Annotated in this window: 14 protein-coding genes and 2 riboswitches; of the genes, 4 read left to right on the top strand and 10 right to left on the bottom strand. The window is 63.3% G+C overall.

Features of this window, described 5'->3' with window-relative positions:
- Positions 1–70 precede the first annotated feature (70 nt).
- A complete protein-coding gene (locus VGD45_RS12730) occupies positions 71–1573 on the top strand; it encodes an AAA family ATPase (protein ID WP_331155683.1) in 1503 nt (500 codons plus the stop codon).
- A gap of 10 nt (positions 1574–1583) precedes the next feature.
- Here VGD45_RS12730 and VGD45_RS12725 read toward each other — a convergent pair whose 3' ends face one another.
- From VGD45_RS12725 to gcvT, 7 genes are all read right to left on the bottom strand, one after another.
- Complete coding sequence (locus VGD45_RS12725; RefSeq protein WP_331155682.1) at positions 1584–2630, bottom strand: L-threonylcarbamoyladenylate synthase; 1047 nt, start codon at positions 2628–2630, stop codon at positions 1584–1586.
- Between the two features lie 59 nt (positions 2631–2689).
- Positions 2690–5545 (bottom strand): trypsin-like peptidase domain-containing protein, encoded by a 2856-nt coding sequence (locus tag VGD45_RS12720; protein WP_331155681.1) that lies wholly within the window; start codon positions 5543–5545, stop codon positions 2690–2692.
- Between the two features lie 88 nt (positions 5546–5633).
- Positions 5634–6008: a diacylglycerol kinase gene (locus tag VGD45_RS12715; protein ID WP_331155680.1), complete on the bottom strand. Its 375-nt coding sequence runs from the start codon at positions 6006–6008 to the stop codon at positions 5634–5636.
- Complete coding sequence (gcvPB, locus tag VGD45_RS12710; RefSeq protein ID WP_349263263.1) at positions 6005–7465, bottom strand: aminomethyl-transferring glycine dehydrogenase subunit GcvPB; 1461 nt, start codon at positions 7463–7465, stop codon at positions 6005–6007. Before gcvPB ends, VGD45_RS12715 begins: the two co-directional genes overlap by 4 nt.
- Before the next feature lie 5 nt (positions 7466–7470).
- A complete protein-coding gene (gene gcvPA, locus VGD45_RS12705; RefSeq protein ID WP_331155678.1) occupies positions 7471–8838 on the bottom strand; it encodes an aminomethyl-transferring glycine dehydrogenase subunit GcvPA in 1368 nt (455 codons plus the stop codon).
- Between the two features lie 8 nt (positions 8839–8846).
- The gene (gene gcvH, locus VGD45_RS12700; RefSeq protein ID WP_331155677.1) at positions 8847–9239 is read right to left on the bottom strand and encodes a glycine cleavage system protein GcvH; all 393 of its coding nucleotides are present in this window, start codon (positions 9237–9239) and stop codon (positions 8847–8849) included.
- Positions 9240–9316: 77 nt separating this feature from the next.
- On the bottom strand, positions 9317–10399 hold the full coding sequence (gene gcvT, locus VGD45_RS12695; RefSeq protein WP_331155676.1) for a glycine cleavage system aminomethyltransferase GcvT: 1083 nt from the start codon (positions 10397–10399) through the stop codon (positions 9317–9319).
- Positions 10400–10464: 65 nt separating this feature from the next.
- Positions 10465–10583: riboswitch (glycine riboswitch) on the bottom strand.
- Between the two features lie 32 nt (positions 10584–10615).
- A riboswitch (glycine riboswitch) is annotated at positions 10616–10703 on the bottom strand.
- Between the two features lie 68 nt (positions 10704–10771).
- Between gcvT and ispG the strand changes: the two genes are divergently transcribed.
- Genes ispG through VGD45_RS12680 form a run of 3 tightly spaced genes read left to right on the top strand, consistent with a single transcriptional unit; the run spans position 10772 to position 12781 of the window.
- Complete coding sequence (gene ispG, locus VGD45_RS12690; protein ID WP_331155675.1) at positions 10772–12010, top strand: flavodoxin-dependent (E)-4-hydroxy-3-methylbut-2-enyl-diphosphate synthase; 1239 nt, start codon at positions 10772–10774, stop codon at positions 12008–12010.
- A complete protein-coding gene (locus VGD45_RS12685; RefSeq protein WP_331155674.1) occupies positions 12007–12348 on the top strand; it encodes a 4a-hydroxytetrahydrobiopterin dehydratase in 342 nt (113 codons plus the stop codon). The genes ispG and VGD45_RS12685 overlap by 4 nt, the downstream gene beginning before the upstream one ends.
- A 13-nt stretch (positions 12349–12361) precedes the next feature.
- The gene (locus tag VGD45_RS12680; RefSeq protein WP_331155673.1) at positions 12362–12781 is read left to right on the top strand and encodes a hypothetical protein; all 420 of its coding nucleotides are present in this window, start codon (positions 12362–12364) and stop codon (positions 12779–12781) included.
- Positions 12782–13346: 565 nt separating this feature from the next.
- On the opposite strand, the gene VGD45_RS12675 is transcribed toward VGD45_RS12680, so the two are convergent.
- From VGD45_RS12675 to VGD45_RS12665, 3 genes are read right to left on the bottom strand one after another with little or no spacing between them, the layout of a single operon-like run.
- On the bottom strand, positions 13347–14333 hold the full coding sequence (locus VGD45_RS12675) for an alpha-L-glutamate ligase-like protein (RefSeq protein WP_331155708.1): 987 nt from the start codon (positions 14331–14333) through the stop codon (positions 13347–13349).
- Positions 14333–15865 carry an inactive transglutaminase family protein gene (locus VGD45_RS12670; protein WP_331155672.1) on the bottom strand — a complete coding sequence of 511 codons (1533 nt, stop codon included), beginning with the start codon at positions 15863–15865 and terminating at the stop codon, positions 14333–14335. Before VGD45_RS12670 ends, VGD45_RS12675 begins: the two co-directional genes overlap by 1 nt.
- The gene (locus VGD45_RS12665; RefSeq protein ID WP_331155671.1) at positions 15862–17523 is read right to left on the bottom strand and encodes an acyl-CoA dehydrogenase family protein; all 1662 of its coding nucleotides are present in this window, start codon (positions 17521–17523) and stop codon (positions 15862–15864) included. Before VGD45_RS12665 ends, VGD45_RS12670 begins: the two co-directional genes overlap by 4 nt.
- Positions 17524–17533 lie beyond the last annotated feature (10 nt).

The raw sequence follows: 17533 nt of genomic DNA, 5'->3' as shown, positions 1-17533 counted from the left end.
AACCACGCCACGCGCGAGAGCGCGCAACGCTGTTCTCTTACGCCCGAAAGGACTCGCTGGATTCAAATTTATGACAACAGCCACGACAGACACTCGCCGCGAGGTGGAAGCGCTCCTGAAGAGCCGCGTGCCGCTGATCGTCATCGAGACTCGCGACGAGCCGCGCGCGCTCGCCCTGCTCGCCGGGCTGGCGATCAAGCTGGCGGACTCCGCCTCGTACATGCCCGTGTTTCAGTGGACTGTCACGGAAGGTTTGCGCCGGCTCGACGTTAATTTGGGCGGCGCTCAGCAACACAATGCCGAGCCGGATGCAGTGCTGAAATCGATGCGCGCCACGCCGACCGCGGGCGTGTACGTCTTGCTCGACTTCCACCCGTTCCTCGCCGATCCGGTGAACGTGCGGCTGCTGAAAGACATTTGTCAGGACTATGACCGCGTCGCGCGCACGGTGGTGCTGATCAGCCACGAGATTCAGCTGCCGCGCGAGCTCGAACATCTCTGCGTGCGACTCAAGCTCGCGTTCCCCGACCGCGCCGAGCGTCACGCGATCGTCGAGCGCGTCGCCGCCGACTGGACTCGCGCTTACGGTAAGCGTGTAAGAACAGATCGCAAATCATTGGAGTTGCTCGTAGAAAATCTCGGCGGTCTCTCCACCAGCGACACCGAGCGACTGGCGCGCAAAGTGATTTTCGACGACGGCGCGCTGCTGCCCGCCGATCTGCCGGCGGTGATGCAGGCGAAATATGAATTGTTGAATCGCGGCGGCGTGCTCGCGTTCGAGTACGACACCGCGCAGTTCGCCGATCTCGGCGGCATGACGCGACTGAAGGAATGGCTGCGCGTACGCAAGCCGGCGTTCGACGGCAGCGCGCCTCACCTGGAAGCGCCCAAGGGCGTGCTGCTACTGGGCGTTCAGGGTTGCGGGAAGAGCGTGGCGGCGAAAGCTGCGGCGGGCATCTACGGCGTGCCGCTGCTCCGCCTGGACTTCGCAACCATCCACAACAAGTTCATCGGCGAGTCGGAGCGCAACTTGCGCGAGTCGCTTTCGACAGCTGAGACGATGGCGCCTTGCGTGCTGTGGATCGACGAAATCGAAAAAGGCGTGTCCGTCGGCGACGGCGACAACGGCACGTCACGGCGATTGCTCGGCACCTTCCTGACGTGGCTCGCCGAAAAGAAAACGCGCGTGTTCGTGGTGGCCACGGCCAACGACATCTCCTCGCTACCGCCCGAACTGGTGCGCAAGGGCCGCCTGGACGAGATCTTCTTCGTCGACCTGCCCGGCTCGGCGGTCCGCGAAGACGTGCTCCGAATCCATGCCAAGAAGCGCAACCTCACGCTTGCGGATAACCACGTGCGACAACTGGCCACCGCCTGCGAAGGTTTCTCGGGCGCGGAGATCGAACAAGCCGTCGTGTCCGCCGTCTACGCCGCCCACTCCTCCGGCGCACCCGCGGGCGCCCAGCACATCCTTCAGGAGATTCGCGCCACGCGCCCGCTCTCCGTGACGATGGAGGAACGTATTTCCGAGCTCCGCTCGTGGGCGGCTGAACGGACAGTACCGGCCGACTAAGGTTGCTTATTCAGCCCGGAGGGCCACCCTCTTCGCCGAAGTCGGCGACCCAGGCGGCGATGTCCTGGTCGTAGGTGACGATGTTTTCGGCGCTGGCGGAGCGACGGAGGCGGTCGCGGACGGCGTCCCATTTTTCGCCTTCGGGGACTTCCTCGACCAGGATGATCTTGGCGCTCGCCTTATCCAGGGTGCGCAGATTCGCGTAGAGATTGCGCGCGTAGATATCGGGGCGGATGCCGGCGTTGATCCACGTCATGAAAGGATTCGCCGTTCCCGGCGGCCGCTGCGCGAGCACGGCCACTTTCTCGTGATTGGCGGTGAACTCGTTCATGACGGTTTCGAGCCGACGGCTCGGCACCACGTTCACGGGCGTCGCCGGCGAGTAGTGACGTGACGTCGAGCCCGGCACGCGAGGCGCGCTGGGATTCGGTCCCATCTGAATCGTCGGCACTACAGCCTTGAGCTGCGAGAAGCTGATGCTTCCCGGCCGCAACACACGAGGCCCATCAGCGAGACAGCTGATGATGGTGGACTCCAACCCGACCTTGCAGTCGCCGCCATCGAGCACCCACTTCACATCGTCACCGAACTCGTCGCGCACGTGCTCCGCTCGCGTCGGGCTCACGTGGCCATATTTGTTCGCCGACGGCGCAGCGATGCCGCCGCCAAATGCATTCAGCAGCTGTTGAGCGACAGGATGATTCGGCACGCGAATCGCGACCGTATCTTGCCCGCCGGTAATGACGTCGTTGACTGCCGGCGCACGCTTCGCCACCAGCGTCAGCGGCCCCGGCCAAAAAGCATCGGCGAGCTTCTTCGCCTCCGGCGTCATCTCGCGCACCCAGCGCTGCAGATAACGCGGATGATCGATGTGGACGATCACCGGGTGCGTCGACGGCCGACCTTTGACGCGGAAAATTTTACGCACCGCATCGGGATTGTTGGCGTTCGCACCCAGGCCGTACACCGTCTCGGTAGGAAACGCCACGAGCTCGCCGGCGCGCAGCGCTTCGACGGCCTCCTGGATTTCCTGTTGTAGAACTCGTCCTATAGCCATGGGAGCAATGATACCAAGTACCCGTCTGGCCCGAGCTCGGTCGGGCCATTATTGAAAAATCATTCCAACGCCGTCCTGGCCCAACCTTGCGCCGTCCGGCGCAGCTCGTAAGTGGGCCAGTAGCGTTTGTCGAGCTTCAGTGTCATGACTTCGACCGAGCCGTTCCAGGTCACAGTCCGCAATCTCAGCGAGCTGCGATCCTCCCGGCCGCTGACCGCCTGGATGAAGGCGTCCAAGTCCGCCACCGGCTTGCCGTCGACTTCGACGATGCGCCGGCCAGCCCACAACTGATAACGCGTGGCCGGTGAACCATAAGAGAAATACGCGACGAACACGCCGTCCGGCTCGATACCACGTTGAGCAGCCAGCGCGCGGTGCGGCTTTTGCAACACCGCGCCAGCCCACACGACGATGCGATCGAGATCGCGGCCACCGAGCGCCACCGTGGGCACCTCGATGACCTGTTCTGCCTTATCGCGCCAGACGGTGACTCGCACCGACGGCTTCTGCACGCTTCGCTCCACTTCACGGAAGCGATTCACGATGGCGCCGTCGATATCCAGAATGAGATCGCCCGAGCGCAGCAAACCGTCCGCCGGCGAGCCGCCTACCGTGCGCACTACGCTCAGCACCTGACGGCGGTCGGGGCTGTGTTGTTCCAAACGGCGGATCCAGGTGTCTGGCAAGTCCTGCTTGCGCGCGACCGCGAGAGGCACCGGCTGCAGCTCGGCTTCGAGCGAATGCAGGTCCCGCCCCTCACGTAACAACGGCAACATTTCCTGCACGAGCTCGGCCGAAATGCCGCGATTTTCCTGCGCGACATCGCGACCAGCCTCATAAGCGAAGCTCGCCCACGTCGCGATCACCGCGCCGCTCTTGTCGACCAGCACGCCGTCGTAATCGGACGGGCCATTCACGAGAGAAATGGTTTCGAGGTTCGAATCGCGGAACTGCAGCGTGCGCGACAGCGGGTATCCCACAGGGTCCACCGAAGCAACCGTCGCCGAACGCGATTGCACCTTGCCGTCGACGCGCATGCCGACCGCCCATACTTCCTGACCGGACTGCACATCGACCGCTTTGAGCGTCGCCGCCTTGGCCGGCGTCGCGCCGATCAATTTCGGGTCATAAGAAATCGCGGCCAGGTTGTGCAGCGGATGAATATATTCCACGCGACCCGGCACTTCGATCGAGCCCGCGAACGTCAGCCGCACATCGCCCAACGGCCCCGGCACGGTATTGCGATCGACGATCACCAGGCCGCGCTCGGCGTCGACGATCAGACCGGTGCCGTAATAACTACGCTCGGTGATCCCCGAGACGGAATACGGCATGTCGAAATTCACCAGCACCAGCGACGGCGCCAGCTTGTTGATCAGCGGATCGGAGGTCTTGGCAAACGTGGTGGTCGCCGGCTCCGGCGCCTTGGTTTCGCCATTCTGGCCCCAGGGCGTGCACGGCCACGTGCCGAGCTTGTCGTCACGTTTGCAGATGCGAGCCGGGAACCAGCGACGATCCATCCGGACGCTGCGCCACTGCGCGGTCTTCGGATCGTCGATGGTGAAATAACGTAGCGTGATGCGCTGACCGTCTTTCAGTTCCGACAGCGCCTGCTCCAGATCGCCCAGGCCGCCTATTTCCTTGCCGCCCGCTTCGCTGATCACCGCACCGCGCGGCATGCCGGCCGCGCCCAGGATGTAACCTGGATTGGCGACATACACGCCTTTGATAGGAACATTGATGTGCCGCGCCTGCTGCCACGACAGGTTGTGAACCACTGCGTCGCCGACTTCCAGGAACTCGTCCGGCATCACTTCATACATGTTCTGGATGGGCAGTTCGTGCTCCAGCACCTGCCCGCCCCGCTCCACGGAGACCTTCACCGTCTTGCCGACGCCGTCGTCCAGCGTGCTCGCGAGCAGGGAGAAATCAGCAGTGAGCTGACCGTTGATGCGCACCAGAACGTCGCCCGGCTCGAGCACGTTCTCCGCCGCCGAGCCACGCTGCACTTCGGACACCACCAGCATGCCCGTGGTGTTTGGAAACTTCTTGCGCACTTCGATCTCGGACTCGTTGCGCAGGCCGAGACGGCGCACTTCGTCGAACGGCGTGTACATGAACACGGTCTGCAGCGTGCCGCGACTGACCTGCTTGTTCTTCTGAATCGCATCGAGCGCGCGCGTCACGCGATCCAGCGGCAAATAGAAGCTCGATGCAGCGGCCGAGCTGCCGCCGGCATTGAGCGCCAGCACGCGACCGTCGATATCGATCACCGGCGAACCGGACGAACCGCCCGACGTGCTCGACGCCGCCTGGTAATAGAACGTGTTGAAGTCGTTGTACTTGCCGAGGCCGTAGTTCGGCGCTTCACGATCCAGCCGCGCCAGCGTGCCGGCGAGGATGGAGAGTTGCTCGCCAGCGTCGTTGCCGATCACCCGGATTTCTCTTCCGACCTGGGCGCCTTGCGGATGCAGCTTCAGCTCGGTGGGCTTGATGAAACGCAGCTTGGAGGGGTCGTAACGATAGAAACCGAAATCGTGCACCGGGTCGCGATACACCGGATACAACGTGACTTCCTCGCGATTCAGAAACACCGCGGTAGCCGTGACCGGGCCCGGCGTCACGACGTGACGATTGGTGAGAATCAGGCCGCGCTGGGCGTCGACGACGAAGCCCGTCGCCTGACTGGACATGTTCCATTCGGTATCGAAGGCGCGCGCCAGATCGACCTGAATGGTGACGACGCCGCTGGCGACGCGCTCCAGCGTGCGAGTCCAGCGCGAGTCCTCCACATCGGCCACCGGCAGCGCCGTCTGGGGCACGGCGCCCGCGGGGGGTGAACCGGGAGGCTCCTGGGAATACGAAGGCAGGCAGGCGAGCAGCAGCAGTCCGGCAACGGCGAAAGTTCTATGCATGAGTGAACCGCGTTCGAGCAAGCTGTAAGGAGCCGCGAACCGGGTTAACCCATGCCAGACGCCCGCCGTTGTCGGCAGGCTGGGCCGTTCAGCCCAGCAGCAGGAACCCCCAGATCACGACCAGGACGCCGAAGGATAGCAGTACGGCGGTCGAGCCGACGTCCTTGGCCAGCCCGGACAGCTCGTGGCGCTCCAGCCCGATGCGGTCCACCACGGTTTCGATGCCCGTGTTCAGCAGCTCCACGATCAGCACCAGCAGCACCGAGCTGATCAATAAGGCCTTTTCCACCGGCGTTTTACCGAGGTAGGCGCCGAGCGGCAGCATCACCACCGCCAGCGCCACCTCCTGCCTGAACGCCGCTTCGCTGCGGAACGCGCCCTGGAACCCTTTCCATGAATTGACAAAAGCCAGCATCAACCGGCGCAGGCCGGCCAGCTTCGGGCGGTCCGTGATTGCATTCATTCAGTGCTTCTCATGCCGTAGGTCAGGTCGAGTTGCTTGGCGGCGCGCACGTCGTCCAGACGGCGGACCGGCAATGTATAGGGAGCGCCCTTGACCTTGGCGGCGTCCTGCTCGGCCTCGGCCTGAATAGCAATCAGTGCATCGACGAAGGCATCCAGTTCCTCCTTGGCCTCGGTCTCCGTGGGCTCGATCAGCAGGCACTCCGGCACCAGCAACGGGAAGTAAGTGGTCGGTGCGTGGAAGCCGTAGTCGAGCAGGCGCTTGGCGAAGTCCATCGCGTTCACGCCCAGCTCCTTGGCCTGCCGCTTCATGGTGATGATGAACTCATGGCTGGCTCGGCGTTCCGGATAAGCGGCCTCGAACCCTGCCTTCTTCAAACGGGCCAGCAGATAGTTGGCGTTGAGCGCCGAGAACTCCGCGACCCGATGCATGCCTTCGCGACCCAGCATGCGCATATAAACATACGCACGCAGCAGCACGCCTGCATTGCCCATGAAGGCCGACAGGCGGCCGATGGTCTGCGGCAGGTCGTTCTCGTCGAGCCAACGATATTTGTCGCCGTCCTTGCCCACCGTGGGAATGGGCAGGAAAGGCAGCAGTCGCTGGCCCACGCCGACCGCACCCGAGCCCGGCCCGCCGCCGCCGTGCGGGGTCGAGAAGGTCTTGTGCAGGTTCATGTGGATGACGTCGAAGCCCATGTCGCCCGGACGCACCTTGCCGAGAATGGCGTTGAGGTTGGCTCCGTCGTAATACAGCAGGCCGCCCGCCTCGTGCACCAGCTTCGCGACTTCTTGAATGCGTCGCTCGAACACGCCCAGCGTCGAGGGATTGGTGAGCATGATGCCGGCCGTCTTCGGGCCGAGCGCGCCCTTCAGCGCCTCGATGTCGATGTCGCCATTCGCCAGCGACGGAATCTCCACCACCGTGCAGCCACACATGGTGGCAGTCGCGGGGTTGGTGCCGTGGGCGGCATCGGGGACGATGATCTCGGTACGCTGCAAATCGTTACGCGCGCGGTGATACGCACGAATCATCGCGACACCCGCAAATTCACCCTGCGCACCGGCCATCGGAGTGAGCGACACGCCTTTCATGCCGGTGACTTCCTTCAACATCTCCTGCAATTCATACAGACAGGAAAGGAAGCCCTGGCTCACCGCGCTCGGCGCCAGAGGATGACGACCGAGGAACTCGGGCAGCATCGCGAACGCATTACACGCGCGCGGGTTGTACTTCATCGTGCACGACCCGAGCGGATAGAAATGCGTGTCGATCGAGAAGTTCAACTGCGACAGACGAGTGAAGTGCCGCACGGCCTGCAGCTCGGAAACTTCCGGCAGCGCCGCCCGTTTGCGACGACGGAATTTCTCCGGCACTTCGGCGGTCGCGCCTTGCGGATACTGGCCAGCGGCGCTACGCCCGGTGCGCGAATGTTTGAAGATCAACGGTTCAGTGATGTTGCTCACGGCTTGCGCTCCAAGACGTCGGCCAAAGCTGAGGCATAGGTGTCCAGATCCGCGTCGGTGCGCATCTCCGTGGCGCACACGAGCAGCGCATTGCCCAGCTCGGGATAGAGTTTCGACAAATCCAATCCACCGACGATGTTGCGTTTGGCCAGGGCGTCGAGCACGTCGCTCACCCGGGCCGGCAGCTGTAGCACAGCTTCATGAAAACGGTAACCGTCGAACACGACTTTCACGCCGGGAATGCGCGCCAGCTTGTCGACCAGCTTGGCGGCCTGCTGTTGCGAAGTCGCCGCGACCGCCTCCAGACCCGCCGCTCCCAGCAACGACATATGAATCGTCGCCGCCGTCACCAGCAGACCCTGGTTGGTGCAGATGTTGGACGTCGCTTTGCTACGACGAATGTGCTGCTCGCGGGCCTGCAATGTCAGCGTGAAGCCCTGCTTGCCGTCGAGATCGACCGTGCGGCCGATGATCCGGCCCGGCATCTGGCGCACGTGTTCCATGCGCGTGGTCATGAAACCGAAGTACGGACCGCCCGAGGACAGCGGCACGCCCAACGGCTGACCGTCACCGACGACGATGTCGACACCTTTAGTGCCCCACTCGCCCGGCGGCTTGAACAACGCCAGCGACAGCGGATTCACCACGGCGATCACCAGCGCGTTATTGGCATGCGCCCACTCGGTGATCGCATCGACGTCTTCCATCTGGCCGAAGAAATTCGGCTGCTGGATCACGACGGCGGTGATGTCCTCGCCCTTGAGGGCTTCGAGCTTCGAGAACTGCAGCGTGCCCTTGCCCGACTCATACGGCAACACCGTGAAGCTGAGGTTCTGACCCTCGACGACCGCGCGGGACACGGACAGATAAGTCGGATTCAACGACGACGGCACGACGATGCGAGCCGACTTCGACTTGCGATGCGCGCGCACCGCCATCAAACAGGCTTCCGCCAGCGCGGACGCGCCGTCGTAGAGCGACGCATTCGAGACTTCCATGCCCGTCAGGCTGCTCATCATGGTCTGATATTCGTACAGCAGCTGCAGCGTGCCCTGGCTCGCCTCCGCCTGATACGGCGTGTACGCGCTGTAGAACTCGCCGCGCGTCACGATGGCCCAGACAGCTGCGGGAATGTGATGTTCGTAGGCGCCAGCGCCCAGAAAGTTCAGCGGGCGACCGTCCTGTTGCGCGCGCGCCTGCATGAGGCGGCCTACTTCCATCTCGCTCAGTGCGTCGGGTATGCCCGCGAGCGATTTGATACGCAGCGCCGCCGGGATTTCGTCGAAGAGAGCATCGATGCTCGGCGCGCCGATGGCGGCCAGCATTTCGCTGATCTCTGTTTCGGTGTGAGGAATGAACGGCATGGCGGCACTCAGTGGGCGTCGGCGACGACTTTCTCGTAAGCCTTGGCGTCGAGCAGCTGCTGCAGCTCGCCGGTGTTGCTGGGCTTGATCTTGAACAACCAGCCCTGGCCGTACGGATCGCTGTTGACCAGCTCGGGCGAGCCGCTCAGCGCGTCGTTGGCGGCGACCACTTCGCCCGAGACCGGGCTGTACACGTCAGAGGCGGCCTTGACCGACTCGACCACCGCGGCGGCGCCGCCCTTGGTCAGCGACTTGCCCACTTCCGGGACTTCGACGAACACCAGATCGCCGAGCGCGCCCTGCGCGTGGTCGGAGATGCCGATGGTGACCGTTCCGTCACTTTCCACACGTGCCCACTCGTGGGAATCCAGATATTTCAGATCGGCAGGAATGTTCGACATGGGTGTGTCCTCGATAACAATGCGGAAAATGAAATCAGAAAACTTTGAATACTCGAAATCAGGGGCGCACGTCGCGATCAGGAAACCAGCGGCTTGCCGTTGCGCACGAACGGATATTTCACGACGCGGGCCGCGAGCAATTTGCCGCGAATATCGACCTCGACGCGATCGCCGGTCGCCGCGGGCACGCGCGCGAAAGCGATGGACTTTTCCATCGTGGGCGAGAATGTGCCGCTGGTGATCTCGCCGTCGCCAGCAGAAGTGACGACTCGCTGATGACCGCGCAGCACTCCGCGATCGTCGAGAATCAGACCGACCAGCTTGCGCGGCACGCCCGGGGCGCGTTGCGCTTCGAGCGCAGCGCGCCCCACGAAATCGCGTTCTGGCGGATCGAATGCGACTGTCCAGGTGAGACCGGATTCGAGCGGCGACAGGTTCTCGTCCATGTCGTTGCCATACAGATTCATGCCGGCTTCGAGTCGCAACGTGTCGCGCGCACCGAGTCCGCACTGCGCGACACCAGCGGCCTTCAGGTCGCTCCAGAACTTCGGCGCATCAGCCACCGGCAACATGATTTCCCAGCCGTCTTCGCCCGTGTAACCCGTGCGAGCGATGAAGTACGGCCCGAACTCCCGGCCGACAAAAGTTTTCAGCTGTAAAGCTTCGTCCGCATATTTGCCGATCAGCGTCGCGGCCTTGGTGCGCGCGTTCGGCCCTTGCACGGCGATCATGGCCAGATCGGTGCGCGGCTTCACGTCGACCTGGAACTGATCGGAAAAGCGCTTCAGCCACGCGATGTCTTTGTCGCGTGTGCCTGCGTTCACGACCACGCGGAACCAGGATTCGTTGATGAAATAAACAATGAGATCGTCCACCACGCCGCCACGCTCGTTGAGCATGCAGCTGTACAGAGCCTTGCCCGGCTCTTTCAGCTTGGCGACATCGTTGGCGAGCAGATATCGCAGGTAGTCACGAACGCGCGCTCCCGTGACATCGGCGATGAGCATGTGGGAAACGTCGAACATTCCGGCGTCGCGGCGCACGGCGTGATGCTCTTCGATCTGCGAGCCGTAATTGACCGGCATGTCCCAGCCGCCGAAATCGACCAGGCGTGCGCCCGCGGCGACATGGGTGTCGTATAGAGGAGTCTTGAGGCCCATCGAATGCTCCGGAGTCAGCCGTTGTGGATCGGGTCAAAAGCAAAGCGCGGAACGCCCGTGCGTTCGACGCCCCCTCTGTCCTGCGACCTGAGAGATCCGGCGCCAGCTTGCAGCTGGAGCCTCTCCCCTTCGGTGAACCGCCGACCTGCTCGAGGTTTGGCAGCTACTCTCCAGAGCCCGCCGAGTGGTGGGGCGGAGGCGGCTCCGCCCGATCCACAGTGCACGCCGTTCATTTGCCTGAGCGTTTCCGGGCGGTTGCGCCTTCGGCGGCGGGGTGGTTCCCGCTCTCTCCGGCCGTGCCTTGCGATGGGTGCGCGTATGGTAGCCGAACCCGATGGCCATTGCTCATGGACAGGGGCGCAACGGGTTACAATGCACGCCTCTATGCGCCCCATCCGACGTCACTCCATTCCCGTCCGCATCGGCTCCGTCACTGTCGGCGGGCCCGCCCCGGTCGTCGTGCAATCGATGACCAATACCGACACTGCCGACATCGAGTCCACCGTTGCCCAAGTCAAAGCTCTGGCGCGCGCAGGCTCCGAGTTGGTGCGCGTTACTGTTAACACCGACGAAGCCGCCGCGGCCGTTCCCCATATCCGCGATCGGCTCGCGCAGATGGGCGTTCACGTGCCCATCGTCGGCGACTTCCACTTCAACGGACATAAGCTGCTCAAGGCGCACCCTGCCTGCGCCGAGGCCTTGGCGAAATACCGTATTAACCCCGGTAACGTCGGTCGCGGCAGCAAGCGCGATCCGCAGTTCGCGGAAATGATCGAAGTCGCCATTCGCAACGACAAGCCGGTCCGCATCGGCGTGAACTGGGGCAGCCTGGACCAGGATCTGCTGACCCGTCTCATGGATGAGAACTCGAAGTCGGCCGAACCGATGGATGCGCGGGAGGTGACTCGCGAAGCGCTGGTTGTTTCGGCCCTCGAGTCGGCCAAGCGCGCCGAGGAGTTGGGCCTGGGCTCCAATCGGATCGTGATTTCGTGCAAGGTCAGCGGCGTGCAGGACCTGATCTCTGTTTATCGAAATTTGGCTAAACGCTGCGACTACGCGCTGCACCTCGGCTTGACCGAGGCCGGCATGGGCTCCAAAGGCATCGTCGCTTCCACCGCCGGCATGGCCGTGCTGCTCCAGGAAGGCATCGGCGACACCATCCGGGTATCGCTCACGCCCGAGCCCAACGGCGATCGCACCCAGGAAGTCATCGTCGCGCAGGAAATCCTGCAGACCATGGGCCTGCGCTCGTTCATGCCCATGGTGGTCGCCTGCCCCGGCTGCGGCCGCACCACGTCCACGTATTTCCAGGAACTGGCGCAGAAGATCCAATCTCACATCCGCCATCAGATGCCGGAGTGGCGCAAGCAGTACGTCGGCGTCGAGGACATGACGGTCGCGGTCATGGGCTGCGTCGTCAACGGCCCCGGCGAGAGCAAGCACGCCAACATCGGCATCAGCCTGCCGGGCACCGGCGAGCGGCCGGTCGCGCCGGTGTATGTCGATGGCGAAAAAGGCCCCACGTTGAAGGGCGAACACATCGCCGAAGAGTTCCAGTCGCTGGTCGAGGACTACATCGCCAAGACCTATGCGCGGAGGGCTTCCGCATGAGTACTCCACTTACCGAACAACGCTGCAAACCCTGCGAGGGCGGCGTCGCACCCTTGTCGCTGAACGAAGCGCAGTCGCTGATGAAGCAGCTGAGCGATAGTTGGAAGCTTGCAGACGACGGCCGCAGCATTCGCGGCGAATGGAAGTTTCGTAACTTCTATCACGCGATGAGCTTCGTGAACGCGGTTGCACACATCGCCAACACCGAAGATCACCACCCGGATCTCGAGGTCGGCTATGGCTATTGCCGCATGACCTACAATACTCATGCGATCGGCGGCCTGTCGCAGAACGATTTCATCTGCGCCGCCAAAGTGGACGCCCTTCCTCGCAGCTAGAAGGAGATCTGTCATGCGCCGAGCTACGTCACTTCGTATCTGGGCCGCGTGTTTCCTGCTCGGCCTGCTCCACTCCCTACCCGCCTCGGCCGTCACCGTCACCGCGCTCGCCTACGACGCGACGGAAGACCAACTCGTGATGACCATCGCCTACCGCGGCACGCACGAGAACCACGATTTCACGGTGCAATGGACCGAATGCAAGCGCCTCGACGACGCCCGCTCCCAAATCCTCGGCCTGCTCGTCGACAGCGCCCCCAACGACCTCGCCCGACAGAATTTCACAAAACAGGTGAAGGTGGACCTGACGAGCTTCACCTGCCGGCCGTCCAAGGTGACGATCAGAACCTCCGCGGGCTTCTTCGCCTCCGTCGATGTTCCTCCGCCCCCGAAGAAACAATCCCCCCTCTCGGAAGCTCGCAACGCTCCGTGATTCGGAAAAGAGGTTTGGCACGGGAAGAAAAACCGAGCCGCGTCAGCTGAAATGCTGCGGGCTCAATTTAACACTCGACGTTGCCGCGGAAACGTGCGGCACAAATCGCACCCGCCGGCTCGGGGCTAACACGGGCGGCCGAAGGCCGGCGCGTGAGTTCGGCAGAGAGTGAGGCATCGGGGCGCGCATCTGCGAGCTGGGGTGAGGTGGGGGTCTCGTGAAGTTCGCCAAGCCGCGATCACGGTGAACCGCTCGTCATTCGAGCAAGCCGTTGCACGGTGATCTCACCGCCGAGGCGGCGCGTGGCAGCTTGCAGCGCGTGAGCGCGAGCAAGCGATACTGAGCGTCAAAGGAGCCACTGAGCAAATCGTGCGGCAGCCATCGACGACGTTGAGATGCCGCCGAAGACGCCAGGCGAGTTTCACGAGACCCCCACCTCGCCCCAGCTCTGCCGCCAGGCTGCGCGCGAACGCGAAGCGCAACCGCATCAGCGGCAATGAGCGCCAGCGCCACGCGAAGCACCCTGCGTCAGCGACAACAAACAATGAGCGCAGGCGAAACGAACTTAGGCGACGACGGGAATCGCGTCGGTGGCGAGAACAGGTCCGACGGGATGACGGAACTCTTGTTGGGCGAAGGCGATGCGCTCGGGGGCGGGAGCGGTGAAGTTGGCTTTTTCGTCGCAGATTTTCAGACGGCGCAGCAGGCCCTGACGGTTGGCGATCTGAATCGCGAGGCCGGGGCGGGCGTTCAACTCCAGGACCAGCGGGCCGAGGTCGCGGTCGAGGACGATGTCGACGCCGATGTATCCCATGCCGGTCAGCTCGTAACAGCGCGCCGAAATATCCAGGATCACATCCCAGTCCGGAATCTTCAGTCCTGAAATGGCGTGCGTCGTATCGGGATGATGGGTGACCACCTGCGTGCCGACGACACCATCCAACGTCACACCCGTCGCGAGATCGATCCCCGCCCCCACCGCGCCCTGATGCAAATTCGCCTTGCCGTGCGATGCGCGCGTCGGCAGGCGAACCATGGACATGATGGGATAGCCTCGATACACGATGACCCGAATATCAGGCACGCCCAGATAACTGATCCGCTCGAACAGCGGCGAGAATCGCACCATGTATTCGACGATGACGACGTCCTGCACGCCGCCCAGGCTGAACTGACCGTTGATAGCGTTGGAAAGATGGTGATTCAAAAAGTCATCGTCGAGCAGCGTCCCGCTGATGGTCCGATAGCGCGACGAGCTGCGACCTGAAATGACGACGATGCCGTCGCCCGCACTCCCATGCGCCGGCTTCAACGCGAACTCCGGATGATCGCGCACGATCTCAGGCAGCCGCCGGATGTCATGCTGAGTCTCGATCACTCCATAGAGCTGCGGAACCGCGATCCCCGCCGCCAGCGCCAGACGCTTGGTTTTCAGCTTGTCGTCGACCAGCGGATACAGCCGCCGGGGATTGAATCGCAGGATGTAATCGCCGTTGCGCTTATTGAGCCCAAGCACGCCTTCCTCGGCCAGCCCGCGATACCGGCCGAACATCACGACGCACTCCGCGACGGCAGCAGCGCCTTGAAGCGCCGCAGTTCGAGCAATCGATAGCCAGTGTAACGACCGGCCAACAGCGACAACGCGATGACCAGCAGCAGCAACTCGGGGAACACGAAGATCAGGTGCTCGAGCCACACGATGCCCATGACCATGTAGGCCACCGCCGCGACGACCAAGCTACCGATGCCTTCCTGCAAAGCCTCGGAGGCGCCGCGCTCTTCCCACACGATAGACATGCGCTCGATGGTCATCGACAGAATCACCATCGGGAACAGCGCGATGGACAGGCCCGGCTGGATCTCCAGCTTCTGGCTGAGCACGCTGATACCCGCCATCAGAATCACCACCACCGTGAGCACGGTGGTCAAACGCGGCACCAGCAGCAGTCGCAGCTTCTCCAGATAAAACCGGATCAACAGACCCAACGACACGATGACCGCGAACAACACGATGCCCCACAGCAGCTGCGTCTCGCGAAACGCCAGCGCCACCAGCACCGGCATGAACGTACCGAACGTTTTCACGCCGATGAAGTTACGCAGCAGCATGATCACGAGCGCGCCGATCGGAATCATCATCAGCACGGCATACACAGCCTGCGTCGCGATCGGCAGCGCGAACAGCGAAAAATCCATGGCGTGCGAGCCGGTCAGCTCGGCGCGGCGCTCCGCCACCACCATCGAGTCCAGCAGGTTCTGCTGAACCGCCAGCGTCACATCCAGATTGCCGCCGCCCTCGAGACTCGCGATAGGCTCGTCGCCGCGCCACCAGATCAAGAAATCCGGCGGTAATCCCTGCTCCAAAGTCTTGGGATCGAAGTACAGCCACTGCACGCCGTCGTGCACTTCCAGCAGTTGCTGGGATTGCACCGGACCCGTCAGATTACGCAGCTGGATGCCATGCGCGATGCGTGCCGGAATCTGCGCGCCGGCGAGAAAGATGGTGGCGAGCTTGGCCTGGTCCGAAGATGCACTGCCCCGGCTCATGAACAAGCTGACGTAGGGGTCGCGCTCGGCGTGATTGATGTGACGAAGCAGCTCGGTCGTGAAGCTCGCCACGTCGGCCGACTGACGCCGCACTTCGGCGATCAGTCCTTCCATGGCGATGCGCGACGGCTCGTCCAGCACCGGCTGCTCGGGAAACGGCGGCGTCGTGTCCTCGGCCAGCCGGGTAACGTCGCGATATACCTGCGCACGGTAATACAACGTCTGTGGCCCGCTCGCCTCCCGCAGCGTCCATTGCGACTCGCGCCCGGCCTCCACGTTGCGGATCGCATGCCCGAAGCCGCGCGAGATGAAATTCTCGTCCAGGATGGAAAAACCCGGCGTGAGACTGGGAATGCGCAAAGTCGCCTTGACCGCCGCCGGGCCGGGATCGAACCGCACCGCGGCCTCGATGGTCCAGACGCGCGTCTGTTCCTGCGGCTGCAACGGAAAGCCCAGCACTTGCGACTTGTACGCGAACAGCGCCAAGCCCATCAGCGCCAGCACCGCTGACAGCACATAGATGTGACGATTGTTCATTCGATCAGGCGGGCCGAATCTTCGCTGTTGATATCGACAAGCAAATCCAGGGGCGCGGCGGCAAAACGGCAGGCCGCGGCCACATCGGCCACCGACTTGCTGACGCCGGCGTGCTCGACGAGCAAAGCCAGCTCCAACGCGCGTCCCAGGGTCATGGCGATTCTGCGGGCATTCGCCTGCAGGCGTCGCGGGTCGTCATTGTGACTCAGCCACTGGCCGACGTGCTCGACCGCAGTCAGGGCCAGCTGACCGGCAGCGCCCAGGCGCGCATCTCCATGATGAGCGGAAATACCTTGCTCCATTCGTGTCCGCAATGCCGGCAATCCGACGGCGAGCTCGCCGCGGAGCAGGGCATCCAATGCCAGCACGTTCGTGGTTCCTTCCCAGATCGGCAACACTTGAGTGTCACGTAACAAGACCGGCAGGCCGGTATCTTCTACATAACCGGCGCCGCCGAACGCTTCTATGCATTCGCTCACAACTGCGACAGCCTGCTTGGCGGTCAGCAGCTTGGCGATGGGCGTAATGACTCGCAGCAGGGCTCGCTGCGAATCGGTGATGTCTCCCGCCTCCTGGCGCCCCATGAGCTCGACCAGCTCGAACGCGAGCAGGAAAGCGCCGCGCGTTTCCGCTTCCAGACCTGCGAGGGTGTCCACGTGCAGCGGCAGCGCTTCGAGCTTGGCGCCGAACGCGCTGCGTTGACCAGCGTACGAACGTGCCAGCATCAGTGCCCGGCGCATAAAGCTCACCGAAGTCACGCTGTTCCAGGCGCGCGTCACGACCAGCATCGGCTCGATGTTTCGAGTGCCGTGCCGGGTGTCACCGACCAGCTCGGCGCGTGCACCGTCCAATGTCAGCTCGGCGGTCGGGACCTTGCGAGTGCCCAACTTGTCTTTCAGACGCTCGACGCGAATGCCGTTCAAGCTGCCGTCGGCATTGTGGGTCTCGACGTAGAACATCGCCAGTCCGCTGCCGCCGGGTCCGTTGCCGTCCGGACGCGCCAGAGTCAGCGCCATTTGTGACGTGATGGCGGACGTGAACCACTTCTTGCCATACAACCGCCATTGCCCCGATTCGTCACGCACAGCGCGCGTGAGCGACGCACCCACGTCCGAGCCGCCGGTGGACTCGGTCATCCATTGGCCGCTGGTCCATGCCTGCGCGGGATCGCGACTGGTCAATCGAGTGACCGCACGATCGATCAGCGGCTGATTCCCTGAAACAGACAGCGTGCGCGCGGCGCCATCCGTCATAGCCAACGGGCAGGTGTAAACATCCGACGACGGGTGGAACAAATACACCGCCGCGAACTGATGGATTCGGGAGTAGCGGCCGTGTCGTCGCTCGTACGGAATGGCGATCAGACCCTGGCTCGCCGCGATCTCCGCCGCGCGACGCCATAGCGGTGACACTTCAATGCGATCGACGCGATTGCCCCACGCATCCCATTGCGTCAGCGTGGGCTCGTTGAGCCGGTCCTCGAGTTGCAGTCGATATAACTCGCCGCCTGCCAGCGCTCCGAGCTCGGCGAGCGAGGGTTCGATCTCGGCCAGGACCTCGGCCGGCAGGCGCCGCTGCAAATAGCTGCGCAAAAAGGGATCGTCGCCATACTGGTTGCCCAGCACCGGCGGGGCTTGGATGAAGAGTGTGCTGTGCATCCCCGAGCCA

The sequence above is a fragment of the Steroidobacter sp. genome (assembly GCF_036402275.1).
Classification (GTDB): domain Bacteria; phylum Pseudomonadota; class Gammaproteobacteria; order Steroidobacterales; family Steroidobacteraceae; genus Steroidobacter.
This window is presented reverse-complemented; position numbering and strand designations above follow the sequence as displayed.